The sequence below is a fragment of the Hydrogenophaga sp. genome, assembly GCF_051860785.1.
GTDB lineage: Bacteria > Pseudomonadota > Gammaproteobacteria > Burkholderiales > Burkholderiaceae_C > Hydrogenophaga.
In genome coordinates this window covers 247,239-274,141 of sequence record NZ_JBIMLB010000001.1, presented here as the reverse complement: position 1 = coordinate 274,141, position 26,903 = coordinate 247,239, and the positions used below count along the sequence as shown (strand labels likewise).

Genomic DNA, 26,903 nt, shown 5'->3' with positions numbered 1-26,903 from the left:
ATTGAAAGCGCCGGTCAGGCGGTACCACCCACTGTCAAGCCATCAATGCGCAAGGTGGGCTGACCCACACCCACCGGCACGCTCTGGCCTTCCTTGCCGCAGGTGCCCACGCCGCTGTCGAGCTTCATGTCGTTGCCGATCATGGAGACACGGGTGAGCGCATCAGGCCCGTTGCCCACCAGCGTGGCGCCCTTGACCGGATACTGGATCTGGCCGTTTTCCACCCAGTACGCCTGGCTGGCGGAGAAGACGAACTTGCCAGAGGTGATGTCGACCTGGCCGCCGCCAAAGTTGGTGGCGTACAAGCCCTTCTTGATGCTGGCCACGATTTCCTCAGGTGCCTTGTCGCCGCCGAGCATGTAGGTGTTGGTCATGCGCGGCATGGGCACATGGGCGTAGCTCTCGCGCCGTCCGTTGCCGGTGGGTTTCGCGCCCATCAGGCGTGCATTCATGGCGTCCTGGATATAGCCGCGCAGGATGCCGTCCTCGATGAGGACGTTGCGCTGCGAGACATGGCCTTCGTCGTCGACGTTGAGCGATCCACGCCGGTCGGCAATCGTGCCATCGTCAAGCACGGTGACGCCCTTGGACGCCACGCGCTGGCCGATGCGGCCGGCGAAGGCGCTGGAGCCCTTGCGGTTGAAGTCGCCTTCCAGGCCATGGCCCACGGCTTCGTGCAGCAAAATGCCGGGCCAGCCCGAGCCCAGCACCACCACCATTTCACCGGCAGGCGCGGGGCGCGCATCCAGGTTGGTCAGCGCGTAGGACACGGCTTCGTCCACATAAGACTGCACCATGGCGTCATCGAAATAAGCCAGGCCGTAGCGGCCACCGCCGCCGGAAGAGCCCGATTCGCGCCGACCCGACTGTTCGGCGATCACGGTGACGGAAAGACGAATCAACGGGCGCACATCGGCCGCCAGCGTGCCGTCGGCACGCGCCACCAGCACCACGTCGTATTCACTGGCCAGCCCGGCCATGACCTGCTTCACGCGCGGGTCCTTGGCCTTGGCCAGGCGCTCCACCTTCTCCAGCAGGGCCACCTTGGCGGTGCTGTCCAGCGTGGCGATGGGATCGATGCCTGGGTAGAGCGAGCGGGACTTCGCCACCTTGCTCGATGGCACGCGCGCCTTGCGGCCCTGCCCCTGGGCTGAAATGGAGCGCACGGTGTGGGCGGCATCCAGCAGCGAATCCCAAGACAGGTCGTCGGAGTAGGCAAACGCCGTTTTCTCGCCGCTGACCGCACGCACGCCCACACCCTGATCAATGCTGAAGCTGCCGGTCTTGACGATGCCCTCTTCCAGGCTCCAGCCTTCGCTGCGCGTGGTCTGGAAATACAGGTCGGCGTCGTCCACGCCGTGCGACATGATTTCGCCCAGCGCGCGCTGCAGATGCGAAGGACTCAGGCCGAAGGGTTCGAGCAGGAGACTTTGGGCGGTGGCCAGGCGGGCCAGGGTGGGTTCGCGAGCAATCATCGGGCCATTGTAAGAACCCTGGCCACGCGCGCGGCCATCAGGGTCTTGGCGACCCCTGGCGCAGCAACTCGAACAACGCCCCATCGTCCAGCGCGGCCATGCCGGCTTCATGGGCCTGTTCAAACACGCGGGCTGCGCGTGCGCCCAGCGGGCCCTCGAATCCTGCCGCGGCCGCGGCGGCCACCGCCAGCCGCGTGTCTTTTTCCAGCAGGGTCACGTGAGCGCGCGGCTCGAAATCACCCGTCACGGCGCGGCGCATGCGGTCGCTGCCAATCCAGCTCTGACCGCTGGAGCGCTCGATCACGTCCAGCGTGGTGGACAGATCCAGCCCCATGCGCTCGGCCATGGCCAAGGCCTCGGCGGCGCCCACCAGATTGATGCCGGCGAGCAGGTTGTTGACCAGCTTGGTGCGGGCGCCATCGCCCACGCGCTCGCTGATGCGCATCACCTGATCCGACAGGGCCGACAACAGATTGGCGTGGCGGGCCAGCACGCCGGCTGGAGCGGCCACCATCAGGCTCATGCGTCCGTCGCGGGCGCGCACCGGCCCACCCGAGAGCGGCGCATCGATGCAGTCCACGCCCTGGCTGGCGAGCTGGGCTGCGATGGCTTCCACGTCTTCAGGCGCGATGGTGGGGCACAGGAGCACGGTCTGGCCGGGCTGCAGGGCTTGCGCCGCACCGCCCGGTCCCCAGAGAACATGGCGAACCTGCACGGCGTCGACCACCACGATGATCAGGGCACTTTCAGCCGCGAGCGAACGGGCGACCTGCTCGGGTGAACCCACCAGGGCGGCGCCCGCGGCGACGGCTTGCCGCTGGCGTGCCGGGTCGATGTCGCACACGGTCACGGCCCAGCCTGCCTCGCACAGGCGTTCCGCCATGGCGCCACCCATGTTCCCCACGCCAATCACGCCCACCAGTGTGCGGCTCATGACTGCATGAACCTTCGGGACTTGGCGATCGACATCAGGATGCCCAGCCCCACCCCCATGGTCACCATGGCCGTGCCGCCGTAGCTCACGAAGGGCAAGGGCACGCCCACCACGGGCAGGATGCCGCTGACCATGCCCATGTTCACGAAGGCGTAAACGAAAATGTTGAGCGTGATGGCACCGGCCAGCAGGCGCGAGAACAGCGTGGGCGCTTCCACCGCAATGATCAGGCCGCGCGCGATGAGGAACAGGAAACCGGCCATCAACGCCAGCACGCCCATCAGACCAAACTCTTCGGAGAAGGCGGCATAGATGAAATCGGTGGTGCGTTCGGGAATGAATTCCAGGTGCGTCTGCGTGCCCTGCATGAAGCCCTTGCCCCAGATACCACCGGAGCCAATGGCGATCATGCCCTGGATGATGTGAAAGCCTTTGCCCAACGGGTCCTTGGAGGGATCGAGCAGCGTGCACACGCGCTGGCGCTGGTATTCGTGCAGCACCTTCCAGTCCACATCAGGCATGCAGAGTTGTGGCTCGAACGCGATCAGCAGCACGATGCCGATGCTCCCCAGCACCACGGGCGGCAAGATGAGCTTCCAGCTCAGGCCGGCGAAGAAGATGACGAACAGACCCGAGGACAGAACCAGCAGCGACGTACCCAGGTCGGGCTGCTTGAGGATCAGCGCCAGCGGAAACATCAGCAGGATGCCCGCGACCACGAAATCCAGCGGCTTGAGCTGGCCTTCCCGGCGATGGAACCACCAGGCCAGCATCAGCGGCATGGCAATCTTGAGCAGCTCACTGGGCTGGATGACGACGCCCACGTCGAGCCAGCGCTGGGCGCCCTTGCGCGCAATGCCGAACAGCTCCACACCCAGCAGGAGCATGACCCCGACCACGTAGATGGGCACGGCCAGCGTCATGAGCCGGTGCGGTGGGATCTGCGAGACGATGAACAGCACCCCCGCGGCCAGCAGCATGTTTCGCCCGTGAGTGGCGAAGCGCGTGCCATGGTCGAAACCCACGGAATACATGGTGAGCAGGCCCGCGCCGGCCATGATCAGGATCGCCAGCAACAGAGGCAGGTCGAAGCCCTGGAAGATCGGGGCAATGCGCTGAAGGGGGGTGGGTTTGTCAAAGACGACGGCCATGGACGCCGATTATCCTTCGCTCCATGGATCCCGCTGCCCCCACCACCCACCTGCTGTACCTGCACGGCTTCCGTTCGTCTCCCAGATCGATGAAGGCGCAGAAGATGGCACAGCGCGTGCGCGCCGATCACCCGGGCGTTCGGTGGTGGTGCCCGCAGTTGCCGCCCTCGCCCGCAGAAGCCATGGCTCAGGTGATGCAGGGCATCGCCGACTGGCCACGCGATGGCATGGCGGTGGTGGGCTCTTCGCTGGGCGGCTTCTACGCCCGCTGGGTGGCGCTCCAGACCGGCTGCCGGTCGGTGCTGCTCAACCCGGCAGCGTTCCCGGCCCGCGACCTGTCGAAGTACATCGGCGAGCAGACCGCCTGGCACGATCCCGAAGAGCGATTTTTCTTCCAGCCGGGCTACGTGGACGAACTGCAGGCGCAGCAGGCAGACATTGAGCGGCTGGCACCTGGCCAGCCTGCCACGCCCGATCAACAGTTTGCGGTCGTGGCCCAAGGCGACGAGGTGCTGGACTGGCGTGAGATGCAGGCCTTCTGCGCCGGCGGCGCCATCCGCTTGCTGCCTGGCAGCGACCACGCCATCAGCGACTTCGACGACCACATCGACGCTGTCCTTCAGTTTCTCTTCTCTCGCGGCTGATCGCAGCGGACTGGCCATCACCCCGCATGGGACAATCGCGCCCATGCACATTCTGTTTGATGAAGCCGGCAAATTGATGACCGGCCGCCTGCTGTCCGAAGCCGAAAACTCCCTGCAAGTCGAACTCGATTCGGGCAAGCGCGTCAAGGTCAAGGCCGCCAACGCCCTGCTTCGATTCGACAAGCCCACGCCGGCCCAGCTGATGCCCGCCGCCACCGCCCTGGCCGAATCCATGGAACTGGAGTTGGCCTACGAGTTCGCGCCGGAAGAGGAATTCGGGTTCGCCGATCTGGCGCACGAGTACTTCAGCGCCAGCGCGGGCACGTCCGAGCAGGTGGCTGCCCTGATCTGCCTGCAGGGCGCTCCTCACTATTTCCGGCGCGCCGGCAAAGGCCGCTACAAGAAGGCGCCGCCCGAAGTCCTTGCCCAGGCGCTGGCCGCGATCGAGAAAAAGAAGCAGGTGCAGGCGCAAATCGATACCTGGGCGGCCGAACTCGCCGCCGGCCAGTGCCCGCAACCCGTGCGCGAGCAGCTCTACCGAATCCTCTTCCGGCCCGACAAGAACGCGCCTGAGTACAAGGCCGTGGTGGAGGCGGCGCGCCTCAGCCACACCGCACCGCTGACCCTGCTGCAGAACGCTGGCGCCATCACCAGCGCCTACCAGTTCCACTGGCAGCGTTTTCTGTTTGACCAGTTTCCCAAGGGCACGGGTTTCCCGCCGCTGCAGGCACCCGCTGTGGCCGAGGAATTGCCGTTGGCGCCTGTGCAGGCGTTTTCGATCGACGACTCGCAGACCACGGAGATCGACGACGCGCTCTCGCTGCAGGGCCTGGGCAGCGGAACTGTCACGCTGGGCATCCACATCGCTGCGCCGGGCCTGGCCATTCAACCCGATGGCGCGCTGGACCAGGTGGCGCGCACCCGCCTGTCCACCGTGTACATGCCCGGCCACAAGATCACCATGCTGCCCGACGAGGTGGTGCAGGCCTACACGCTCATGGCCGGGCGCGATTGCCCATCGGTCTCGCTGTACGTGAGCTTCGAAGAGGCCACGCTGGAGCCACGAGAGAGCCGCACCGTGCTGGAACGCGTGCCGATCGCACTCAACCTGCGGCACGACCAGCTCGACACGGTCATCACCGAGGCCTGGCTGGCCGGCGAAGCCCCGGCCAACAACGCCACGCCCGAGATCGCCGCCCTGCAACCTTCCCTGGCCTTCCTCCACCGCCTGGCGTGCCACCTGAAGGCGCAGCGCGAGGTGGTGCGTGGCAAACCCGAGAACTTCAACCGTCCCGACTACACCTTCCGGCTGGAAGGCGTACAAGGCAACGAACCGACCGGCGACGAGCGCGTGGTGATCGGCACCCGCCAGCGGGGCGCCCCGCTGGACCTGATGGTGGCCGAGGCCATGATCCTGGCCAACAGCACCTGGGGCAACTGGCTGGCCGAATGCGGCGTGCCCGGCATCTACCGCAGCCAGGCCAGCATGGCGCCGGGCGTGAAGGTGCGCATGGGCACCAAGGCGCAGCCGCACGCCGGCATCGGCGTGAAAAGCTACGCCTGGAGCACTTCGCCCCTGCGCCGCTACGTCGACCTGGTCAACCAGTGGCAGATCATTGCCTGCGCCCGCCACGGCCGCACGGCGGCGCTGGCCGCACCGTTCAAGCCCAAGGACGCCAACCTGTTCTCGGTGATCAGCGCCTTCGACGCCGCCTACACCGCCTACAACGGTTTCCAGAATGGAATGGAGCGCTACTGGACACTGCAGCACCTGCGCCAGCAAGGCACCACCGAGCTCACCGCCACGCTGATCAGGGACAACCTGGTGCGTGCCGACACGTTGCCACTGGTGTTGCCGGTCATGGGCTCGGACGGCCTGCCTCGCGGCGCGCACGTGCGCGTGCGCCTGGGCGAGATCGACGACATCACCCTCGACGTGCACGGCACGGTCATCGAGCGGCTGGACCTGCCGGTGGACGACATGGCCGAGGAAAGCGACTCAAGCGAGGAAGGCGACGCAGAGGAACTGGCCGCGCCGCTGGCGCTCGCCATCGACGTGAACGAGGCAGAGGACACCGCCCAGCCCCCTCAAACGCCCGACCCGGCGACCCACTGACGGCGACCCGGTTCCAGCACGGATAATGCGCCCGTGAAGTCTCCTGCCAAGTTCCTGAAACAACTGAGCACGCTGCAACTGGCGCTGGCCGTCTCGGTAGCGGTGCACGCAGCTTTGCTCACAGTGCGCTTCGTGAACCCCGAGGGCTTCAACCGGGTGTTCCAGGACACGCCACTCGAGGTGATTCTGGTCAATGCGCGCAGCGACGAGAAGCCCGAGAAGGCTACGGCCATCGCGCAGGCCTCGCTCGCGGGTGGCGGTGACGCCGAACGCGGCAGGGCCACGTCTCCCCTGCCGCCAGCCACGGTGGCGCGCATCGGCGACACCCCCGAGGAAGACGAACGCATGATCGAGGCGCTGCGCGAGCAGCAGAACCAGTTGCTCGCGCAGGTGCGCCGCGAACTGGCCAACATGCCGCCGCCCGACCTCGAATCCGTCACGCCCAGCCGCGAGTCCGTGGAACGAGAGCAGAAGCGCAAGGCCCTGGTGAAAATCCTGGCCGAGATCGAGAAGCGCATCAACGAAGAGAACGCCCGCCCGAAGAAGCGCTACATCAGCCCGGCCACGCGCGAGGAAATCTACGCCATCTACTACGACGAACTGCGCCGCAAGATCGAGGACCGCGGTACGTCCAACTTCCCGGAAGCCGGTGGGCGCAAGCTGTATGGTGAGCTCACCATGATCATCACGGTCAACCACAGCGGGGCTGTGCTCGACACGGAAGTGGTACAGACCTCGGGCACCCCGCTGCTGGACCGCCGCGCCCAGGCCATCGTGCGCAGCCTGGCATTTGGCCGCTTCAACGACGCCATGCGCCGCCAGGCCGATCAGATCGTGGTCGTTTCGCGTTTCAGGTTCACGCGCGACGAGACCCTGCAGACCCAGATGACGAGCCAATGAGATCCTTCGGACGCTGGTTGCTCTGGATCCTGCTCGCAGGCGTGGCCCTGCAAGTGTTCTTCGTGGCCCGCATCGCGCTGATGGCGGTGGTGGACCCGGCCAGCACCGCGTTCATGCGCTCCGAGGCCTGGCGCACGGCGGGCAGCAGCCGGGAGAGCGACAAGCTGTGGAAGTGGTCCCACCAATGGGTGGACGATGCGCAGATCAGCCCGCACCTCAAGCGCGCGGTGATCGCCTCGGAGGACGCAGGCTTCACCGACCATCGCGGCGTGGACTGGGCGGCCATCGAAGGCGCCTGGCAGAAAAACGAACGACGCCAGCAACTGGCCGAAAAACGCGCTGCCCGCCAGCCGGAGAAACCTGCCAGTGAGCCGAAGATCGTCGGCGGCTCCACCATCACGCAGCAACTCGCGAAAAACCTGTTGCTCTCCGGCGAGCGGCAGTTGCTGCGCAAGGGGCAGGAACTGGTGCTCACGCTGCTGCTGGAAGCGCTGCTGGACAAGCAGCGCATCCTGGAGATCTACCTCAACAGCGTGGAATGGGGCGAAGGCGTGTTCGGTGCCGAAGCGGCCGCGCAGCGCTACTTCAACAAGCCGGCCAGCCGCCTCAGCCCGCACGAGGCTGCAAGGCTGGCCGTGATGCTTCCCTCACCCAAGTTCTTCGAAACGCGCCAGGGATCGGCCTACCTGGCTCGGCGCACGGGCACCATCGTCGCGCGCATGGGCGCCGTATCTCTGCCATGAAAATCCCCGCCGCCGCCATGAGCGTGTTCCTGCTGGGCCTGGTGCGCCTGCTCACGGGTGCGCAGGCGCGGTGGTATGGCTGCCCACCCAAGGCCGAGCAGCGCATCTATTTCGCCAACCACCAGAGCCACGCCGACCTCGTGCTCATCTGGGCAGCACTTCCGCAGGAATTGCGCAGCATCACCCGCCCCATCGCCGCCAAGGACTACTGGACCGCATCCAACTTCAAGCGCTGGATCACCACGGAGGTGTTCAACGCAGTCTATGTGGAACGCGAGCGCAAGGGCGACGAGGACCCGCTGGCGCCGCTGATCCAGGCGCTGGAAAGCGGCGACTCGCTGATCCTGTTCCCGGAAGGCACGCGCGGCCACGAGGAAGACCCGCAGCCGTTCAAGTCGGGCCTGTACAACCTGGCGCAGCGCTTTCCCGGCGTGGTGCTCGTGCCGGCCTGGATCCACAACGTGCAGCGCGTCATGCCCAAGGGCGAAGTGGTGCCGGTGCCGGTGCTGTGCTCGGTCACGTTCGGTGAACCCGTGGCGCTCGGTGCGGACGAACCCCGCGCCGATTTTCTGAAACGCGCGCGCGACGCCGTGGTGGCGCTGCGCGAGGTCTGATCACATGGGCTCCTTCCTTCGCAGCCTCACCCCCGACCAGCAGGTCAGCCTGGTGTTCGTGGTGTTGTTCGGCCTGTTGCTGATTGCCAGCGGTGTGAGCGTGCTGCTTTCGCTGCGCGAGCGCCGCTCGGCCGACGACGATGCCACAGGCTTGCGCGCGCTGTTCATGCAGGACAACCAGGCGCTGCTGCGAAGCTCTTGGATGATGGTCCTGGTGTTCTGGGTCGGCTGGGCCATGGGCGAAGGATTCGCCATCGTGCTTTTCGGCCTGGTGTCGTTCTTCGTGCTGCGCGAGTTCATCAGCCTCTCGCCCACGCGCCGGGGCGACCACCGCAGCCTGGTGCTGGCCTTCTTCGTCGTGCTGCCGCTGCAGTACGCGCTGGTCTGGACCGAGCGCTTCAACCTCTTTACCGTGTTCATCCCGGTCTATGTGTTCCTGTTGATCCCGGTGGTGAGCGCCCTGGGCAACGACCCGCAGCGTTTCCTGGAGCGAAATGCCAAGCTGCAGTGGGGCATCATGGTCTGCGTCTACGGCATGAGCCACGTGCCCGCGCTGCTGCTGCTGAACTTCCCGGGCTTTGCCGGCAAGACCGCTTTCCTGGTGTTCTTCCTGGTCCTGGTGGTGCAGACCTGCATGCTCGTGCAGCACCTGGCAGCGCGCGGCCTGCGCAAGCCCGTCGCGCCCGCCATCAGCAGCAGCTTTCACTGGCGCAGCTGGGCACTGGGCCTGGCTGCGGGTGGCCTGCTGGGCGCGGCCCTGTCTGGATTCACGCCGTTCAAGCCACTCCCCGCGCTGGCCATGGCGCTGGTGGCTTGCGTGGCTGGGAGCCTGGGCCATCTGGTCATGAAAGCCATCAAGCGCGACCGTGGCGTGACGCACTGGGGCCTGGGGGGGCGCTCGGTGACGGGCGCCAGTGGGTTGCTGGACCGCGTGGATGCCCTGTGTTTTGCCGCGCCGGTGTTCTTCCACTCGGTGCGCTGGACGTTCAACCTATGAGGATCCTCGGCATCGACCCGGGCCTGCAGTGCACCGGTTTCGGCGTGATCGATACCGAGGGCGGCCATCTGCACTACGTGGCCAGCGGCACCATCCAGACGAGCCCGAAGGACGGGGCCCTGCTGCCGGCGCGCCTGAAGGTGCTGTTCGATGGCATCTCCGAAGTGGTGAAACGCTACGAGCCCGATGTCTCGGCCTGCGAAATCGTGTTCGTGAACGTCAATCCGCAGGCCACGCTGCTGCTCGGTCAGGCGCGCGGCGCCTGTCTGACCGCCCTGGTGGCCAATGGCATGCCGGTGGCCGAGTACACCGCCCTGCAGCTCAAGAAGGCCGTGGTGGGCTACGGCAAGGCAGCCAAGCCCCAGGTGCAGGAAATGGTGAAGCGCCTGCTGCAGTTGCCCGGCCTGCCCGGCAAGGATGCCGCCGATGCACTGGGCCTGGCCATCACACACGCGCAGGTCAGCCGCACGGCCATGGCCATCAACAAGGTATCCACCTTGCAGGCGCGCACGCATGGCGCCTACAAGGGCGGGCGGAGCTACTGACGTCTCTGGTATGACCGTTTCGTCTCCCTTGGGTATATTGCCGGCACCACAGGAGACAAGACCTTGAACCCGCAATCCGGAAAAGTCTGGTACTTCGGCTGGAACATCGTGGCTGCGGCCACCGTGCTGACCATGCTCACCGTGGGCATGCGCATGGGCATCGGCCCGTTTTTCCTGCCCATGGCGGAAGACCTCGGGTTCAGCCGCAGCCTGCTCTCGGGCATCATCGCCGCCGGCATGCTGTGCTACGGCATCGGCATGCCACTGGCGGGCTATCTGGTGGCGATCCGCGGCACGCGCTTCGTGCTGCTGACCGGCACGGCCATCATCGTCGCCTCCACCATCTGGACCGTGCTCGCACGCGACCCGGTGAGCTTCTTCCTGGCATTTGGCGTGTGCTCGTCGATCGGCCTGGCCTTCACCAGCCCGGTGGCACTCACGCCGGTGCTCAGCCACTGGTTCGTGCGGCGTCGGGGCACGGCCCTGTTCTTCCTCTCGACGGGTTCGATGGCGGGCATCGCCATCCTCACTCCGGTGTTCTCGTGGGCGATCGCTGCCTTTGGCTGGCAGAACACCCTGCTCGGCTTTGCGGCGGTCTTCGCATTGCTGGCCCTGCCGACGGTGTGGCTGGTGATGCGCGAGGACGCCCCCATCCACGCCGACCAGCGGCCACAGGACCTTGCCACTGCATCCGCCAACGCCGGCACGGCACCGATGCCCTTCACCCGGGTGCGCGACGCGCTGCGCACATCCACCTTCTGGCAGATCGGCTTCGGCCTGTTCGCCTGCGGTTTCAGCATGAACCTGATGGGCACGCACGGCATGCCCATGTTGATGGACCACGGCTTCAACGCCGCCACGAGCTCGCTGGGCATCGGCACGATCGGACTGGTGGCCATCTTCAGCACGCTGGTGCTGGGCCGCCTTTCCGATGTGATGCCACGCCGCACGCTGCTGGCCGTCATCTACCTGGTGCGCGGCCTGGGCTTCGTCGCCATGACAGCGGTGACCTTGCACTGGGAGCTCTACACCACGGCGGCGATCGGCGGCCTGGCCTGGGCGGGCAGCATCGCGCTGTCGTCCGCCATCCTGGCCGATGCGTACGGTGTGCGGCTGGTCGGCGTGCTCTACGGCTGGACCTACCTGGGCCACCAGGTGGGCGCCACCATCAGTTCCCTCATGGGTGGTTGGGCGTTCGACACCTTCGGCACGCACTGGGTGTCGTTCGGATCGGCGAGTGCGCTGCTGGTGGCCGCCGCGGTGGTGTCGATGAGCCTTCCCGTGCGCCACACCTCACGCGTGGCGCAGGCAAGCGAATCGGCCTAGATCACACGCTCGAGGATCAACACCGCGAAGAAACCGAGCGCCGCCAGCACGGTCCACTTCAGGATCACGATGCCCCAGGTGCGGAAACGCATCTGGCCGGTGCCGATGTAGAACGCAAAACAGACTCCCGCCGCAATGAGCAGCAGCAGGACGGTCCAGCGGAACAGCAGCATGCGGGTCTACCAGGCCGGCGCGAGCTGGGCGAAACCGCTCGGCGCTTCACGATCGCGCTCGAAGCTAACGACCTCGTAGGCATCGGGTCGCTCCAGCAAGGCGCGCAGCAACTGGTTGTTCATGGCGTGGCCGCTGCGGAAGGCGCTGTACGCAGCCAGCAAGGGTTTGCCGATGATGTAGAGGTCACCCATGGCGTCCAGAATCTTGTGCTTGACGAACTCGTCCCTGTAGCGAAGGCCATCGGCGTTGAGCACCTTCACATCGTCCATCACGATGGCATTGTCCAGCCCTCCGCCCATGGCCAGGCCGTTGGAACGCATCATCTCGACGTCTCGTGTGAAGCCGAAGGTGCGGGCCCGGGCAATTTCGCGAGCGTACTGGCCGCTGCCGAAGTCGAATTCCACCCGCTGGCCGGTGGAAGTGACGGCAGGATGATCGAACTCGATCTCGAACGCGAGCTTGTAGCCGTGGAAGGGGTCGAGCCGCGCCCACTTGAGCGCACGACCCTCACCTTCGCGCACTTCCACCGGTTGGGTCACGCGAATGAAGCGCTTGGGTGCGTTCTGCATCACGATGCCGGCGCTCTGAAGCAGGTAGACGAAGGACGCCGACGAGCCGTCGAGGATGGGGACCTCTTCGGCGGTGATGTCGACATAGAGGTTGTCCAACCCCAGGCCAGCGCACGCGCTCATGAGGTGTTCGATGGTGTGGACTTTCACGCCTCCGTTGGAGATGGTGGAGGCCAGGCGCGTGTCGGACACCGCCTCTGCATTCACCGGAATTTCCACAGGCGCCGACAGGTCCACCCGCCGGAACACGATGCCGGTGTCGGGCGCGGCGGGGCGCAGGGTGAGCTCCACGCGCTGACCGCTGTGCAGGCCGACGCCCACCGCCTTGGTCAGGGATTTGAGGGTGCGTTGCGCGAGCATCGGGTGATTTTAAGTTTTTCGGTGACTGGGCGCTTTTGGGAAAGGTGATGGCCGTCATAGGGAAAGACATGGGTTTCTTTCTCCGAGCGCGACAGTGTCACAGGCTGACTGCCGCACGGCGCTGTGCGCAGCGAAATAAAGGGGGAGGCGGCCTCCCGCCGCCGGAGGACATTCGCGGAGCAGAGCGCCGTGCGGCAGTCAGCTCGCGAGGTCCAGGCGCGAAAAGCGGCCCCCCGATCAATCCGCCTGTTTGCGCAGAAAGGCCGGAATCTCGAAATCGTCCATGCCACCCGACGCCAGTGCATCCACCTTCGCTGCCGCCTGCGTGCGGTTGGTGCGCCAGACGCTGGGTACGGCCATGGAGTTGTAGTCCGGCTGGGCAGCACCCACGCCCGGGCCAGCCACTGCGGCGTTCACGGTGGGCACATTGAACGGCACGTTGTCGGTGCCGGTGCGCAGCACCTGCAGCGGCGGCGCGGTGCGGCGCGCGCCCTGGCGCGACAGGCCCGTGGCCACCACGGTCACGCGCATCTCGTCGCCCAGGTTGTCGTCGTAGGCCGCGCCGTAGATCACATGCGCTTCGGGCGATGCATAGGCGCGGATGGTGTTCATCGCCAGCTTCGATTCCGAAAGTTTGAGCGAACCCTTCGCCGCCGTCACCAGCACCAGCACACCCTTGGCGCCAGACAGGTCGATGCCCTCGAGCAACGGGCAGGCCACGGCCTGCTCGGCGGCGATGCGTGCGCGGTCCGGACCCGAGGCCACGGCCGTGCCCATCATCGCCTTGCCGGGCTCGCCCATCACGGTGCGCACATCCTCGAAGTCCACGTTCACGTTGCCGTACTCATTGATGATCTCGGCAATGCCGCCCACGGCGTTCTTCAGCACGTCGTTCGCGTGCGCGAAGGCCTCGTCCTGCGTCACATCGTCGCCCAGCACTTCGAGCAGCTTCTCGTTCAGCACCACGATCAGCGAATCCACATTCGCCTCCAGCTCGGACAACCCGTTGTCCGCATTGGTCATGCGGCGGCCGCCTTCCCAGTCGAACGGCTTGGTGACCACGCCCACCGTGAGGATGCCCATTTCCTTGGCCACGCGGGCGATCACGGGTGCCGCGCCGGTGCCGGTACCGCCACCCATGCCGGCGGTGATGAACAGCATGTGCGCGCCTGCAATGGCTTCACGGATGTCGTCCACCGCCACCTCGGCCGCTTCGCGGCCCTTCTCGGGCTTGCTGCCTGCGCCCAGGCCGCTGGTGCCGAGCTGGATGGTCTTGTGTGCCGCGCTGCGCGAGAGCGACTGCGCATCGGTGTTGGCGCAGATGAACTCCACGCCCTGCACACTGCGCGAGATCATGTGCTCGACCGCGTTGCCGCCGCCGCCACCCACGCCGATGACCTTGATCTGCGTACCCAGGTTGAATTCCTCGACTTCAATCATTTCGATGCTCATTTGGTGCTCCTTGTGTGGCCCTTGTCAGGGCGCCGGTGATTCAGAAAAACGCTTCAGATTCAGAAAAGAGAAATCGGGCTTCAGCCAGGCGGTCCCGTGCACTCCGTGCATCGGGATCGTGGTCGGGTGCGTGGGGTCGGATAAGGAATCGAAGTGATCGTGTTCATCAGAACGTCCCCACAAACCAGTTTTTGACCCGCTCGAAGGCGCCCTGCACAGAGCCTGCCTTCTGCGACACCTTGTGCCCGCGCACGCGTGCCAGGCGCGCCTCCTCGAGCAAACCCATCACCGTGGCCGCACGCGTCTGGGCCACCATGTCCGACAGCGCACTGTGGTAGTTCGGAATGCCGCGGCGCACGGGCTTGAGGAAGATGTCCTCGCCCAGCTCGACCATGCCCGGCATGACCGCGCTGCCACCGGTGAGCACGATGCCCGAGGACAGCATTTCCTCGTGCCCGGAATCACGCAGCACCTGCTGCACCAGCGAAAAGATTTCTTCCACGCGCGGCTCGATCACGCCGGCCAGCGCCTGGCGGCTGAGCATGCGCGGGCCACGATCGCCCAGGCCGGGCACTTCGACCTGCGTATCGGGGTCGGCCAGCAACTGCTTGGCGCAACCGCTTTCCACCTTGATGTCTTCGGCGTCCTTGGTGGGCGTGCGCAGCGCCATGGCGATGTCGCTGGTGATGAGATCGCCCGCAATTGGAATCACCGCCGTGTGGCGGATCGCGCCGCCCGAGAAGATCGCCACGTCGGTCGTGCCAGCGCCAATGTCGACCAACGCCACGCCGAGCTCCTTCTCGTCGTCGGTCAGAATGGCCTGGCTCGAGGCCAGCGGGTTGAGCATCAGCTGGTCCACTTCCAGGCCGCAGCGCCGAACGCACTTGATGATGTTTTCCGCCGCGCTCTGCGCGCCCGTGACGATGTGCACCTTGGCCTCGAGCCGGATGCCGCTCATGCCGATCGGTTCCTTCACCTCCTGGCCGTCGATCACGAATTCCTGCGGCTCCACCAGCAGCAAGCGCTGGTCGGTCGAGATGTTGATCGCCTTGGCGGTCTCGATCACGCGCGCCACATCGGTCGCGCTGACCTCCCGGTCCTTGATGGCCACCATGCCGCTGGAGTTGATGCCGCGAATGTGGCTGCCGGTGATGCCGGTGTAGACCCGCGCAATGCGACAGTCGGCCATCAGCTCGGCCTCTTTCAGCGCCTGCTGGATGCTCTGCACGGTCGCGTCGATGTTGACCACCACGCCGCGCTTCAAGCCATGACTGGCCGACACGCCGAGACCCGCGAGCTTGAGATCGCCGTTGGGCTGGACCTCAGCGACCACCACCATGATCTTGGCGGTGCCAATGTCGAGTCCGACCACCAAATCCTTGTATTCCTTGGCCATGATTGCTTCTTGATTACCTCGGGGTTTGCGTTTTCCCGGCAGGGATGTCGGTGACGGTGGTCACGCCGCGCATGCGCAGGGCGTAACCGTTGGGATAGCGGAGATCGGCGGACTGCACCGCACCGGCGTAGCGCTCGGTGAGCTGGCCCAGGGTGGCGGTGAAACGGCGCGTGCGTTCCATCAGGTCGTCGGGTGTGCCGCGGCCCAGTTCGATCACGGCGCCGTTGTCCAGGCGCGCCTGCCAGCTGCCACGTTCGCTGAGTTCCAGACGTTCCAAAACGAACTGCAATCGGGCGAACTCGGTGCCCAGCGCCTGGTAGAGCGCCCACACCTGACCCGACTGCTCTGCCGGACCCGCCAGTTCGGGCAGGCCGTCGCCATCGTCAGGGCTGGCATCGAACACCTCACCCTGCTGATTGACGAGCTGACCCGAGCCCGACTGGCCCCACCAGGCCACGGCCTGGTGCTCTTCCAGGGTGACGCGCAACCGGTTCGGGAACTCGCGCTGCACCACGGCCTTGCGAACCCAGGGCACGCCCTCGAACACTTCGCGCACCTGGCCCAGGTCCACCGTGAGGAAGCTGCCGGTCAGCCGCGTCTTCATCTGCTTGGCCAACTGGGCACGAAAGCTCACGGCGTTCTGGTGCGCCACGTCGCCCTGCACGGTGATGGCGCGCACGGACCACACGGGGTGCTGCACCAGCCAGGTGGCCAGCAGGGCGGTGCAAAGCACCACGAACACCACCACGAGCACGTGCGTCACCAGCGTCATGAGTCTGACGTCCAGTGGCAGCGGGGTCGGGCGGGTGGTGGCCATGGTTGGGAGGGATCAGGCCGGGTTGTCCAGCGCAGCGCCGGCGATCAGTTGCACGCACAGGTCTTCGTACGACAGACCTGCGGCCTTCGCCGACATCGGCACCAGCGAGTGGCCGGTCATGCCGGGCGAGGTGTTGATCTCGAGCAGGAAGGGCTTGCGGTCGCTCGCGCGGATCATCACGTCGGCACGGCCCCAGCCACGGCAGCCCAGGGCGCGGTAGCTGGCCAGCACGATTCGCTGGATCTCGCGTTCCTCCGCTTCCGGCAAACCACTGGGGCAGTGGTACTTGACCTCATCGGTGAAGTACTTGTTCTGGTAGTCGTACGCGCCATCGGGGGCCACGATCCGCACCACGGGCAAGGCACGGGCCTGCTCTCCGGTGCCGAGCACCGGGCAGGTCACTTCTTCGCCGTCGATGAACTCTTCACACAGCACGTCGGGGTCGTAACGCACCGAGAGGGCCACGGCCTCCTGCATGTCGGAATAGCCGCGCACCTTGGTCACGCCGATGGACGAACCTTCGCGCGGCGGCTTGACGATGAGGGGCAAACCCAGGACGTCGGGCACGCCCCGCGTGTCTTCGCGCGTCTGGTGCTCGGGCGACAGCACCACGTAGCGCGGCGTGGGCAGGCCTTCGGCGATCCACATGCGTTTGGTCATCACCTTGTCCATCGCGATGGCCGATGCCAGCACGCCGGGGCCGGTGTAGGGAATGCCCAGCAGTTCCAGTGCACCCTGCACCGTGCCGTCTTCACCATGACGGCCGTGCAGCGTGATGAAGCAGCGCTGGAAGCCTTCGCGCTTGAGATCGCCCAGATCGCGCTCGGCCGGGTCGAAGGCGTGGGCGTCCACACCCTTGGACTTCAGCGCGGCCAGCACGCCCGTGCCAGACATCATCGACACTTCGCGCTCGGCCGAGCTGCCGCCCATGAGCACCGCCACCTTGCCCAGCGCCTGCGTGTTCACCACCGTGTTCTCCATTCCGTTCATGCCTGGGCTCCCTGTGCCAGTTCGATCACCTGCGCCGCCACGTTGCCCACCGTGCCCGCGCCCATGCAAAGCACCACGTCGCCATCGCGCGCGTTGTCCAGCACGGCCTGCGCCATGGCGGCGATGTCGTCCACGAACACCGGTTCGAGCTTGCCCGCCACGCGCAGCGCGCGCGCCAGCGAGCGCCCGTCGGCTGCCACGATAGGCGCCTCGCCAGCGGCGTAGACCTCGGCCAGCAGCACGGCGTCGGCCTGGCCGATGACCTTGACGAAATCCTCGAAGCAATCGCGCGTGCGGGTATAGCGGTGCGGCTGGAACGCCAGCACCAGCCGCCGGCCCGGATAGGCACCACGCGCCGCCGCCAGCGTGGCCGCCATCTCCACCGGGTGGTGGCCGTAGTCGTCCACCACGGTGCAATGTCCACCACTGGGCAGCGCGGCCTCGCCATAGCGCTGGAAGCGCCGGCCCACGCCCTTGAACTCGGCCAGCGCCTGCTGCACCGCGGCGTCTTCCACGCCGAGTTCCACCGCGATGCCGATGGCCGCCAGCGCATTGAGCACGTTGTGATCACCCGGCAAGTTGAGCACGATGTCGAGATCGGGCAGTTCCACGCCGTTGCGGCGTTGCACGGTGAAGTGCATCTGCGTGTCCACCGCGCGCACGTTGATGGCGCGCACCTGGGCGTCTTCCGAGAAACCGTAACTGGTGATGGGCCGGGCGATGCGAGGCAGGATCTCGCGGATGGCGGGGTCGTCCACGCACACCACCGCCGCACCGTAGAACGGCATCTTGTGCAGAAAGTCCACGAAGGCGGTCTTCAGGTTGCCGAAATCGTGACCGTAGGTATCCATGTGGTCGGCATCGATGTTGGTGACGACCGAGAGCACCGGCAGCAGGTTGAGGAAGGAGGCGTCGGATTCGTCGGCCTCGACCACGATGTACTCGCCCGAGCCGAGTTGCGCGTTGGCGTTGGCGCTGTTCAGGCGCCCGCCGATCACGAAGGTCGGGTCCAGATGGCCGGCGGCGAGCACGCTGGTGACCAGGCTGGTGGTGGTGGTCTTGCCGTGCGTGCCGGCAATCGCCACGCCCTTCTTCATGCGCATGAGCTCGGCCAGCATCACCGCGCGCGGCACCACGGGAATCAGTTTGGCGTGCGCGGCCACCACCTCGGGGTTGTCTTCCTTGACCGCGGTGGACGTGACGATGGCGTCGGCGCCCTCAATGTGCGCGGCGTCGTGGCCCACGAACACCTCGGCCCCGAGCGCCACCAGCCGGCGCGTGACAGTGCTTTCACCCAGGTCGCTGCCCGAGATGCGGTAGCCCTGGTTCAGCAACACCTCGGCGATGCCGCTCATGCCGGCGCCGCCGATGCCGACGAAGTGGATGTGTCGAATGGCGTGCTTCATGCTGTCTGAACTTTCGCGAGTTGCTCGCAGGCGAGCACCACGGCCGCCACGGCTTCTGTCTTTTCCATCTGCTTGGCTTTCTGCGCCATCGCCATCAATTGCGCTCGCTGCACGGTCTGCAGCGTCTGCGCGAGCGACTGCGGCGTGAACTGCGGCTGAGGCACCAGCCAGGCGGCGCCCGCATCCACGAGGAAACGCGCGTTGGTGGTCTGGTGGTCGTCCACCGCCGCCGGGAAGGGAACGAACAGCGCCGCGGCACCCACGGCAGCGATTTCGGTCACGGTGCTGGCGCCAGCGCGGCAGACGACAAGGTCGGCATCGGCAAAGGCCTGCGCCGTGTCTTCAATGAAGGGCGTGAGTTCTGCCTGCACACCGGCTGCGGCGTAGCTGGCGCGCAGCGCGTCGATCTGTTTTTCGCCGCTCTGGTGCGTGACCTGCGGGCGCTCGGCTTCGGGCAGCAGGGCCAGCGCCTGCGGCACGGTGTCGTTGAGCGCGCGGGCGCCGAGACTGCCACCCACCACGAGAAGGCGAAGCGGGCCGCTTCGTCCCGCAAAGCGTTTGGCGGGCTCCGGCTGGTTCAGGAACGCGGTGCGCAACGGGTTGCCCACCCACTCGGCCTTCTTGAACACGTTGGGAAAGGCGGTGAACACCCGGTCGGCCACACCGGCCAGCACCTTGTTGGCCATGCCGGCCACCGAGTTCTGCTCGTGCAACACCAGCGGCTTGCCGGCGAGCACACCCATCATGCCGCCAGGGAAGCTGATGTAGCCCCCCAGGCCCAGCACCACGTCGGGCCGCACCTTGCGCACCACCTGCAGCGATTGCCAGAAGGCGCGCAGCAGGCGCAGCGGCAGCAAGGCGATCGTGAGCAAGCCCTTGCCTCGCACGCCGCCGAAGTCGATCGTTTCCAGGGTGAAGCCGCGCGGGGGTACCAGCCGGCTTTCCATGCTGCCGGGTGCGCCCAGCCAGTGGACGCGCCAGCCGCGCTCGCGCAGGGCTTCGGCCACGGCGAGACCCGGGAAGATGTGACCGCCAGTGCCACCAGCCATCACCAGAGCGCAGGGTGGCTGTTTCACGCGCGCCCTCCTCGCATCATCTGCCGGTTCTCATAGTCCACGCGCAGCACGATGGCGATGGCCACCAGATTGAGCAGGATGGCGGAGCCGCCGTAGCTCATGAGCGGCAACGTGAGGCCCTTGGTGGGCAATGCGCCCAGGTTCACGCCGATGTTGATGAACGCCTGGAAACCCATCCACAGACCCACACCCTGCGCCACCAGACCGGCAAAGACCTGGTCCAGCGCAATGGCCTGGCGGCCGATGTGCATGATGCGGCGCGTGAGCCAGAGGAACAGGCCGATGAGCACCACCACGCCGATCAGGCCGAACTCCTCGCCGATCACCGCGAGAAGAAAGTCGGTGTGCGCCTCGGGCAGCCAGTGAAGTTTTTCCACGCTGCCGCCCAGTCCCACGCCGAAGATTTCGCCCCGGCCGAACGCGATGAGCGAGTGCGAGAGCTGGTAACCCTTGCCCAGCGCGTGCTCCACGCTCCAGGGGTCGAGGTAGGCGAAGATCCGGTCGCGCCGCCACTCGCTGGCCATGATCATCAACGCGAAGGCGCCGACCACCACCGCCGCGATGAGGAAGAACATGCGCGCGTTCACGCCGCCCAGGAACAGGATGCCCATGGCGATGACCACGATCACCATGAAGGCGCCCATGTCGGGCTCGGCCAGCAGCAGCATGCCTACCACGCCCACCGCCACCGCCATCGGAGCCACAGCGTGGAAGAAGCGTTCTTTCACTTCCATCTTGCGCACCATGTAACTGGCGGCGTAGAGCAGCACGGCCAGCTTGCCGAGCTCGGAGGGCTGGAAGTTCATGATGCCCAGCGAGATCCAGCGCCGTGCGCCGTTGACGCCTTTGCCGATGCCAGGGATCAGCACCAGCACGAGCAACAGCAGCGCGGCGGCGAACAGCCAGGGCGCCATCTTTTCCCAGGAGCGCAGCGGGAACTGGAACGCCACCATGGCCGCGATCAACCCGATGACCATGGAGATGCCGTGGCGCAGCACGAAGTGTGTGTGCGCGTAGTTGGCAAAGCGCGGGTTGTCGGGCAGGGCGATCGAGGCCGAATACACCATCACCAGGCCCCACGCCAGCAACGCCACCACCACCCACAGCAGGGGTTGATCGAAGCCGAGTTCGCGCACGGCCACGTTGCGCGTGCCGGCGTAGGTGCGGTTGGACAGCCGCACCGGCAAGTCATCGCGCGAGGAACCGCCCGCCAGCGCACCTGCGAGGTCGCGCCCGCCCAGGCCCGGCAGACTCTCGCGCAGGCGTTGCAGCCAGGACTTGGCGGGTGCGGGTTTCTTCTTCATTGGCCGCTCTCCACACTCAAGCCATGTTCCAGTGCGAGCGCGTGCACCGCGTCCACGAACACGCGCGCACGGTGCACGTAGTTGTCGAACATGTCCAGGCTGGCGCAGGCGGGCGACATCAGCACCGCATCCCCCGAACGGGCCTGCTGCGCGGCCAGGCTGACCGCCTCCGGCAATGTGGCGGCATCGAGCTGTTGCGCTCCGGCTTCGTCCAGCGCCGTGCCCACCGCAGCGCGCAACAGCGCGGCGTCGCGGCCGATATAGACCACCGCCCGCGCATGCCGCGCCAGCGGTTCGGCCAGCGGTGCGAAGTCCTGTCCCTTGCCGTCGCCTCCGAGAATGACCACCAGGCGCCGCTCGGCACCGAGGCCACGCACGGCGGCCAGGGTGGCACCCACGTTGGTGCCTTTGCTGTCATCGAAGTACTCCACCTCGTCGACGATGGCCACCGGCTCCACGCGGTGCGGCTCGCCCCGGTACTCGCGCAAGCCGTGCAGCATGGGACCGAGTGCGGCGCCGGTGGAGGTGGCCAGTGCGAGTGCGGCCAGGGCGTTGGCGGCGTTGTGGCGGCCACGGATGCGCAACGCGTCCACGGGCATGAGGCGCTGGTAATACAACTCCTCATCCTCTTCCGTGGCACGGCCGCGCTTGCGCGTCTCGTCCAGCGCCAGGGCGCGCACCAGCCAGGCCATGCCGTTCACCGTTTCGATGCCCCAGTCGCCCGCGCGCGTGGGCACGTCGAACCCGAAGCTGGCCCAAGGTCGGGCGCTTTGCTGGCGGTTGCGGTTGCCCACCTTCACCGTCACCAGGCCGGGCTGCAGCGCCATCACCAACGGGTCGTCGCGGTTGAGCAGCATGAGCGCCTGCGAGCCGAATGCCGCCGCCTTGGCCCGCGTGTAGGCCGTCATGCCACCGTGCCAATCGAGGTGGTCTTCCGTCAGGTTGAGCACCGTGGCAGCCGTGGGCACAGGATCCCAGGCGCCACCGGCGGTGCCGTCGAGCTGGAAGCTGGAGAGTTCGAGCACCCACACAGACGGCAGGTGGGCCGGCTGTGGTGGTTCGATGGGCGGGGGCACGATCTGTGTCGGGCCGTCTTCCTCGCCTTCGGCAGCAGGCGGCAATACCTCTTCGCTCGCTTCTTCGTCTGGCGTGTCATCGAGCGTCGCGACGGCCACCGGTGTCTCGTGCGGCACTTCTGCAGCCTGCGCTTCGGCTGCTGCACGCTCATCGTCGGCCTGCTGGGCAACCGTTTCATGGTCCAGCGCAGCGGACAGCACGTCCAGCAAGGACGGGCCGATGTTGCCAGCCAACGCCACGTTCACCCCCGCGCGCTGCAGCAACAGACCGGTGAGCGAGGTCACGGTGGTCTTGCCGTTCGTGCCGGTGATGGCCAGCACCTTCGGTCGGTACGGCAGGCGCTCGCGCTGTGCGAGTTCGCCCAGCGCGCGGGCGAACAGGTCGAGTTCCCCCACCACGGCCACGCCACGCGCCTGAGCCCAGTCGAACACCGCCTGCAGCGAAGCCGGTGCCAGGCCCGGACTGCGTGCGATCAGCTGCCATTCGCCGCGCGCCAGTAGCACATCGTCGAACGGACCGGCCACGAAATCGGCCTGCGGGCACTCGGCCTGCAAGGCTGCGAGCTGTGGTGGCGCCTCGCGCGTGTCGGCCACGGTCACGCGCGCACCCTGGCGCGTGCACCAGCGTGCCATGGCCAGGCCGGATGCACCGAGCCCGAGGACGAGGACGGCCTGGTCTTTCATCGGAGTTTCAGCGTGGACAGCCCCACGAGGCACAGCAGCATGGTGATGATCCAGAAGCGCACGACGACCTGCGTCTCTTTCCAGCCCTTCTTCTCGAAATGGTGGTGCAGCGGTGCCATCTGGAAAAGTCGGCGGCCCGTGCCGTACCGGCGCTTGGTGTACTTGAACCAGGTCACCTGCAGCATCACCGAGAGCGCTTCCACCACGAAGATGCCGCCCATGATGGCCAGCACGATTTCCTGGCGCACGATGACGGCGATGGTGCCCAGCGCGCCACCGAGAGCGAGCGCACCCACGTCGCCCATGAAGACCTGCGCGGGGTGCGTGTTGAACCAGAGGAAGGCCAGGCCGGCGCCGGCCATGGCGGCGCAGAAGATCAGCAGTTCACCGGCGCCCGGAATGTGCGGCAGCAGCAGGTAGCGCGAGAACACCGCGTTGCCGGTGACATAGGCAAACACACCCAGTGCCGAACCCACCATGACCACCGGCATGATGGCCAGCCCATCCAGACCATCGGTGAGGTTGACCGCGTTGCTCGAACCCACGATGACCAGGTAGGTCATGACCACAAAGCCGAACACACCCAGCGGGTAGCTGATTTCCTTGAAGAACGGCACGAGCAGGCCGGCCTGTGGCGGCAGATCCACCGTGAAACCCGAGCGCACCCAGGCAACGAAGAGTTCCAGCACGCGCAGATTGCTGGATTCGGAGACGGCGAACACCAGGTAGAACGCTGCCACCAGGCCGATCACCGATTGCCAGAAATACTTCTCGCGCGAACGCATGCCCTCGGGGTCCTTGTGCACCACCTTGCGCCAGTCATCTGCCCAGCCGATGGCGCCGAAGCCCAGCGTGACCAGCAGCACGATCCACACGAAACGGTTGGACAGGTCGAACCAGAGCAAGGTGGAAAGCGCGATCGCAAACAGGATCAGCACGCCGCCCATGGTGGGCGTGCCGCCCTTGCTCAGGTGCGTCTGCATCGCGTACTCGCGGATCGGCTGGCCGATCTTGAGCGCAGCCAGGCGACGGATGAAGAAGGGGCCTGCCACCAGGCCCACCAGCAGGGCCGTCAGCGCGGCCATGACGGCGCGAAAGGTCAGGTACTGGAACACCCGCAGCGAACCGAATTCGGGTGAAAGGCCTTGCAGCCAGAGGGCCAGGCTAGGCAGCATGGGCGTTGTCCTTGTTGTTGTCCATGTGTGGTGCGTGCTCCAGCGCCTGCAAGGCCTGCACCACGCGTTCCATGCGCATGAACCGCGAACCCTTGACGAGCACACTGCGGAAGACGGGCCGGTCGTCGGTGACGGCCGCGCAAACGGCACCAGCCATGGCCGGTACCTCGACCCAGTGGATGGGCTCCGGCGCTCCGGCTGCGCGAAGCGCGGCACAGGCCCGGGCCATCCAGTCCCCGGTGACGTGCACCGCCTCGATACCGCGCGCCTGGGCGTGGCGCAGCACCTCTTCATGAAAGGCCAGGCCCTGTTCACCGACCTCGCCCATGTCGCCCAGCGCCAGCAAGCGTGGGGACGGCAATTCGGCCAGCACGTCGATGGCCGCGCGCACCGAGTCGGGGTTGGCGTTGTAGGTGTCGTCGATCAGCGTGACACAACGCTCGCCCAGACGCATCGAGAGCGCGCGCGAGCGTCCACCCACCGGCTCGAACGCATCCAGCCCACGCGCGATCGCTTCCAGCGGCACGCCCGCTGCCAGGGCGCATGTGGCAGCGGCAAGCGCATTTCGCACGTTGTGCCGACCTGCGATGCGCAGGTGCACGTCGGCCTCTCCGGCGTGGCATTTGAAGCGGAGTGCCCATGCACCACCCTGCCACGCGGTGCTGACGGCGGTGACGTCGGCACCTGCGTCGGTATCGCTGAAGGTGAGCACGCGCCGGGCTGCGGCCAGCTTGCGCCACAACGGGGTGTAGGTGTCATCGGATGGGAAAACAGCTACGCCGTCTTCCCCCAGTGCGTGGATGACCTGCCCGTTTTCCAGCGCAACCGCCTCCACGGTGGCCATGAACTCCTGATGCTCGCGCTGCGCGTTGTTCACCAGCGCCACCGTGGGCCGCGCCAGCGCCGCGAGCTCGGCGATCTCCCCCGGGTGGTTCATGCCCAGTTCGACCACAGAGAGGCGATGGCCTGCGTTCAGGCGCAACAGCGTGAGCGGCACACCGATGTCGTTGTTGAAATTGCCCAGCGTGGCATGCGCCGCCTCACCAGCGGCCGCGCGCAGGATGGACGCGATCATCTGCGTCACGGTGGTCTTGCCATTGCTGCCGGTCACGGCGATCAGCGGCAGGCTGAACTGCGCGCGCCACAGGCTCGCCAGCTCGCCCAGCGCGCGCCGCGCATCGGGCACCACCACACCGGCCAGGCCAGCCTCGACCAGGCCATGGTCGGCAATGGCGGCCAGCGCGCCCTGAGCCTGCGCCTGGGGCAGGAATTCGTGCGCGTCGAAGCGCTCGCCCTTGAGCGCGACGAACAGGTCACCCGGTTGCAGACTGCGCGTGTCGGTGTGCACGCGGGTGAACGGCAGGTCCACGTTGCCCACTGCATGGGCGCCGTTGAGCTGTGCAAGCAACTGGCCGATGGTCTTCATGCGGTGGCTCCCTGGCGCGCGCGCCGCTGCAGCGCGTCGCGCGCCTCGTGCAGGTCGGAGAAAGGTCGCTTGATGCCCATCACATCCTGGTAGTCCTCGTGGCCCTTGCCGGCGATCAGCACCACATCGCGCGCGTCGGCCCGCGACACCGCCAGATCGATGGCACGTGCGCGATCGGGCTCGATCTGTGCCGCCGCCGGGCTGGACAGCCCGGCCACCATCTGATGCAGGATCACCTGCGGGTCTTCGCTGCGCGGGTTGTCGCTGGTGAGCACCGGCTGGCGAGCTTCGCGCTCGGCGGCAGCGGCCATCAAGGGGCGTTTGCCGGCGTCGCGGTCGCCCCCACAACCCACCACCACCCAGAGCACGCCACCGCGTTGCCGAGCCAGCGGCTGCAGGGCCTGCAGGGCTTTCTGCAAGGCATCGGGGGTGTGCGCATAGTCCACCAGCACCAGTGGCTGCCCCGGCGCGGCGGCAGCAACCTGCTCCATGCGGCCGGGCACCGGCGTGAGGGTGGTGCAGGCGCGCACGGCCTCAAGCAGGGGAACGCCCAACGCGCGGGCCGTGGCCAGCACGCACAGCAGATTCGACACGTTGTAGCGTCCCACCAGCGGCAAGGCGAGTTCGTGGGTCTCCAGCACCTGCCCCTGGGCATGGCGCTCGCCGACACGCAAGGCCATGCCGTGGTCGGTGAAGCGCAGGTCCCTGGCGAACAGGCGCGCGCGCGCCAGGCGTTCGGACCCCGCATCTTCGGACTCAATGGCGACGGTCCAGAGATCGAGGCCACGGCTGGCCAGCGAGGCCGCCAGCGCCACGCCGCGCGGATCGTCCAGATTCACCACCGCACTGACCAACGCAGGCCAGTCGAACAAGGCCGCCTTGGCGGACCAGTAGGCCTCCATGCTGCCGTGGTAATCAAGGTGGTCCTGCGTGAAGTTGGTGAACACCGCCACGCGCAGGCGCGTGGCATTCAGGCGCCCTTCCACCAGACCGATCGACGAGGCCTCGATCGCACAGGCCTTCAGACCCTCATCGGCAAAGCGGCGCAACTGCGTCTGCAACATCACCGGATCGGGCGTGGTGAGCCCCGTGGGGATCAGCGCAACGCTTTCGCCTGCAGCCGCAGGCGGGCGGCCCATGCCGAGCGTGCCCACCACCGCGCAGGGCCTCTGGCACGCCGAGAGCAACTGGGCGGTCCACCAGGCGGTGGACGTCTTGCCGTTGGTCCCGGTGATGGCCACCATGTCTAGCGCCGCACTGGGCATGCCGTGAAAGGCACTGGCGATGGCCCCAGCCGAGGTCTTGAGCCCTGGCACGGCTGCGATGCGCTCATCGGTAAAGCCATGGGCTTCCACACCGTCGAGTTCGACGAGTGCCGCGCTGGCGCCGGCGCGCAAGGCATCGGCCACAAAGCGGCGGCCATCGGTGGCCGCCCCCGGCCAGGCCACGAATCCATCGCCCTCACGCAGACGGCGGCTGTCGCAGTGCAGTTCGCCAGTCACGCGCTCGCGCAGCCATTCGGCCACGGCATGGGGATGGAGGATGGTGCGCAT

Annotated in this window: 24 protein-coding genes; 8 read left to right on the top strand and 16 right to left on the bottom strand. The window is 66.8% G+C overall.

Going from position 1 to position 26,903, the window contains the following annotated elements:
• Positions 1-14: 14 nt before the first annotated feature.
• Genes tldD through rodA form a run of 3 tightly spaced genes read right to left on the bottom strand, consistent with a single transcriptional unit; the run spans position 15 to position 3,560 of the window.
• Positions 15-1,475 (bottom strand): metalloprotease TldD, encoded by a 1,461-nt coding sequence (tldD, locus tag ACTIF6_RS01280; protein WP_439586189.1) that lies wholly within the window; start codon positions 1,473-1,475, stop codon positions 15-17.
• A 37-nt stretch (positions 1,476-1,512) separates the two neighbouring features.
• Positions 1,513-2,409: an NAD(P)-dependent oxidoreductase gene (locus tag ACTIF6_RS01275; protein WP_439586188.1), complete on the bottom strand. Its 897-nt coding sequence runs from the start codon at positions 2,407-2,409 to the stop codon at positions 1,513-1,515.
• Entirely contained in the window at positions 2,406-3,560 is a 1,155-nt protein-coding gene (rodA, locus tag ACTIF6_RS01270; RefSeq protein ID WP_439586187.1) for a rod shape-determining protein RodA, read from the bottom strand. The genes ACTIF6_RS01275 and rodA overlap by 4 nt, the downstream gene beginning before the upstream one ends.
• Positions 3,561-3,583: 23 nt before the next feature.
• On the opposite strand from rodA, the gene ACTIF6_RS01265 reads away from it, so the two are divergent.
• The 8 genes from ACTIF6_RS01265 to ACTIF6_RS01230 all read left to right on the top strand — a co-directional run bounded on the left by ACTIF6_RS01265 (position 3,584) and on the right by ACTIF6_RS01230 (position 11,445).
• Positions 3,584-4,204, top strand: a complete 621-nt coding sequence (locus ACTIF6_RS01265) for a YqiA/YcfP family alpha/beta fold hydrolase (protein WP_439586186.1) — start codon at positions 3,584-3,586, stop codon at positions 4,202-4,204.
• 43 nt (positions 4,205-4,247) lie between these two features.
• Positions 4,248-6,320 carry a ribonuclease catalytic domain-containing protein gene (locus ACTIF6_RS01260; protein ID WP_439586185.1) on the top strand — a complete coding sequence of 691 codons (2,073 nt, stop codon included), beginning with the start codon at positions 4,248-4,250 and terminating at the stop codon, positions 6,318-6,320.
• Between the two features lie 33 nt (positions 6,321-6,353).
• A complete protein-coding gene (locus tag ACTIF6_RS01255; protein WP_439586184.1) occupies positions 6,354-7,220 on the top strand; it encodes an energy transducer TonB in 867 nt (288 codons plus the stop codon).
• Positions 7,217-7,963 carry a monofunctional biosynthetic peptidoglycan transglycosylase gene (gene mtgA, locus ACTIF6_RS01250; protein ID WP_439586183.1) on the top strand — a complete coding sequence of 249 codons (747 nt, stop codon included), beginning with the start codon at positions 7,217-7,219 and terminating at the stop codon, positions 7,961-7,963. Before ACTIF6_RS01255 ends, mtgA begins: the two co-directional genes overlap by 4 nt.
• A complete protein-coding gene (locus ACTIF6_RS01245) occupies positions 7,960-8,577 on the top strand; it encodes a lysophospholipid acyltransferase family protein (RefSeq protein WP_439586182.1) in 618 nt (205 codons plus the stop codon). Before mtgA ends, ACTIF6_RS01245 begins: the two co-directional genes overlap by 4 nt.
• 4 nt (positions 8,578-8,581) lie before the next feature.
• A complete protein-coding gene (locus tag ACTIF6_RS01240) occupies positions 8,582-9,574 on the top strand; it encodes a phosphatidate cytidylyltransferase (protein ID WP_439586181.1) in 993 nt (330 codons plus the stop codon).
• Complete coding sequence (gene ruvC, locus ACTIF6_RS01235) at positions 9,571-10,119, top strand: crossover junction endodeoxyribonuclease RuvC (RefSeq protein ID WP_439586180.1); 549 nt, start codon at positions 9,571-9,573, stop codon at positions 10,117-10,119. The genes ACTIF6_RS01240 and ruvC overlap by 4 nt, the downstream gene beginning before the upstream one ends.
• Positions 10,120-10,182: 63 nt before the next feature.
• Positions 10,183-11,445: an MFS transporter gene (locus tag ACTIF6_RS01230; protein WP_439586179.1), complete on the top strand. Its 1,263-nt coding sequence runs from the start codon at positions 10,183-10,185 to the stop codon at positions 11,443-11,445.
• Here ACTIF6_RS01230 and ACTIF6_RS01225 read toward each other — a convergent pair.
• The 13 genes from ACTIF6_RS01225 to ACTIF6_RS01165 all read right to left on the bottom strand — a co-directional run bounded on the left by ACTIF6_RS01225 (position 11,442) and on the right by ACTIF6_RS01165 (position 26,903).
• Complete coding sequence (locus ACTIF6_RS01225) at positions 11,442-11,618, bottom strand: hypothetical protein (protein ID WP_439586178.1); 177 nt, start codon at positions 11,616-11,618, stop codon at positions 11,442-11,444. The genes ACTIF6_RS01230 and ACTIF6_RS01225 overlap by 4 nt on opposite strands.
• 6 nt (positions 11,619-11,624) lie before the next feature.
• Positions 11,625-12,548: a UDP-3-O-acyl-N-acetylglucosamine deacetylase gene (lpxC, locus tag ACTIF6_RS01220; RefSeq protein ID WP_439586177.1), complete on the bottom strand. Its 924-nt coding sequence runs from the start codon at positions 12,546-12,548 to the stop codon at positions 11,625-11,627.
• A 237-nt stretch (positions 12,549-12,785) separates the two neighbouring features.
• A complete protein-coding gene (gene ftsZ, locus ACTIF6_RS01215; protein ID WP_439586176.1) occupies positions 12,786-14,000 on the bottom strand; it encodes a cell division protein FtsZ in 1,215 nt (404 codons plus the stop codon).
• Between the two features lie 166 nt (positions 14,001-14,166).
• Positions 14,167-15,396: a cell division protein FtsA gene (gene ftsA / locus ACTIF6_RS01210; protein WP_439519665.1), complete on the bottom strand. Its 1,230-nt coding sequence runs from the start codon at positions 15,394-15,396 to the stop codon at positions 14,167-14,169.
• 13 nt (positions 15,397-15,409) lie between these two features.
• The gene (locus ACTIF6_RS01205; protein ID WP_439586175.1) at positions 15,410-16,213 is read right to left on the bottom strand and encodes a cell division protein FtsQ/DivIB; all 804 of its coding nucleotides are present in this window, start codon (positions 16,211-16,213) and stop codon (positions 15,410-15,412) included.
• A 12-nt stretch (positions 16,214-16,225) separates the two neighbouring features.
• A complete protein-coding gene (locus ACTIF6_RS01200; RefSeq protein ID WP_439586174.1) occupies positions 16,226-17,203 on the bottom strand; it encodes a D-alanine--D-alanine ligase in 978 nt (325 codons plus the stop codon).
• A complete protein-coding gene (gene murC / locus ACTIF6_RS01195) occupies positions 17,200-18,609 on the bottom strand; it encodes a UDP-N-acetylmuramate--L-alanine ligase (protein WP_439586173.1) in 1,410 nt (469 codons plus the stop codon). The genes ACTIF6_RS01200 and murC overlap by 4 nt, the downstream gene beginning before the upstream one ends.
• The gene (gene murG, locus ACTIF6_RS01190) at positions 18,606-19,658 is read right to left on the bottom strand and encodes an undecaprenyldiphospho-muramoylpentapeptide beta-N-acetylglucosaminyltransferase (RefSeq protein ID WP_439586520.1); all 1,053 of its coding nucleotides are present in this window, start codon (positions 19,656-19,658) and stop codon (positions 18,606-18,608) included. The genes murC and murG overlap by 4 nt, the downstream gene beginning before the upstream one ends.
• Positions 19,659-19,681: 23 nt before the next feature.
• Positions 19,682-20,989: a putative lipid II flippase FtsW gene (gene ftsW, locus ACTIF6_RS01185; RefSeq protein WP_439586172.1), complete on the bottom strand. Its 1,308-nt coding sequence runs from the start codon at positions 20,987-20,989 to the stop codon at positions 19,682-19,684.
• Complete coding sequence (gene murD, locus ACTIF6_RS01180; RefSeq protein WP_439586171.1) at positions 20,986-22,749, bottom strand: UDP-N-acetylmuramoyl-L-alanine--D-glutamate ligase; 1,764 nt, start codon at positions 22,747-22,749, stop codon at positions 20,986-20,988. Before murD ends, ftsW begins: the two co-directional genes overlap by 4 nt.
• Positions 22,746-23,924, bottom strand: a complete 1,179-nt coding sequence (gene mraY, locus ACTIF6_RS01175; protein ID WP_439586170.1) for a phospho-N-acetylmuramoyl-pentapeptide-transferase — start codon at positions 23,922-23,924, stop codon at positions 22,746-22,748. The genes murD and mraY overlap by 4 nt, the downstream gene beginning before the upstream one ends.
• Positions 23,914-25,350 carry a UDP-N-acetylmuramoyl-tripeptide--D-alanyl-D-alanine ligase gene (locus tag ACTIF6_RS01170; protein WP_439586169.1) on the bottom strand — a complete coding sequence of 479 codons (1,437 nt, stop codon included), beginning with the start codon at positions 25,348-25,350 and terminating at the stop codon, positions 23,914-23,916. Before ACTIF6_RS01170 ends, mraY begins: the two co-directional genes overlap by 11 nt.
• Complete coding sequence (locus ACTIF6_RS01165) at positions 25,347-26,903, bottom strand: UDP-N-acetylmuramoyl-L-alanyl-D-glutamate--2,6-diaminopimelate ligase (protein WP_439586168.1); 1,557 nt, start codon at positions 26,901-26,903, stop codon at positions 25,347-25,349. Before ACTIF6_RS01165 ends, ACTIF6_RS01170 begins: the two co-directional genes overlap by 4 nt.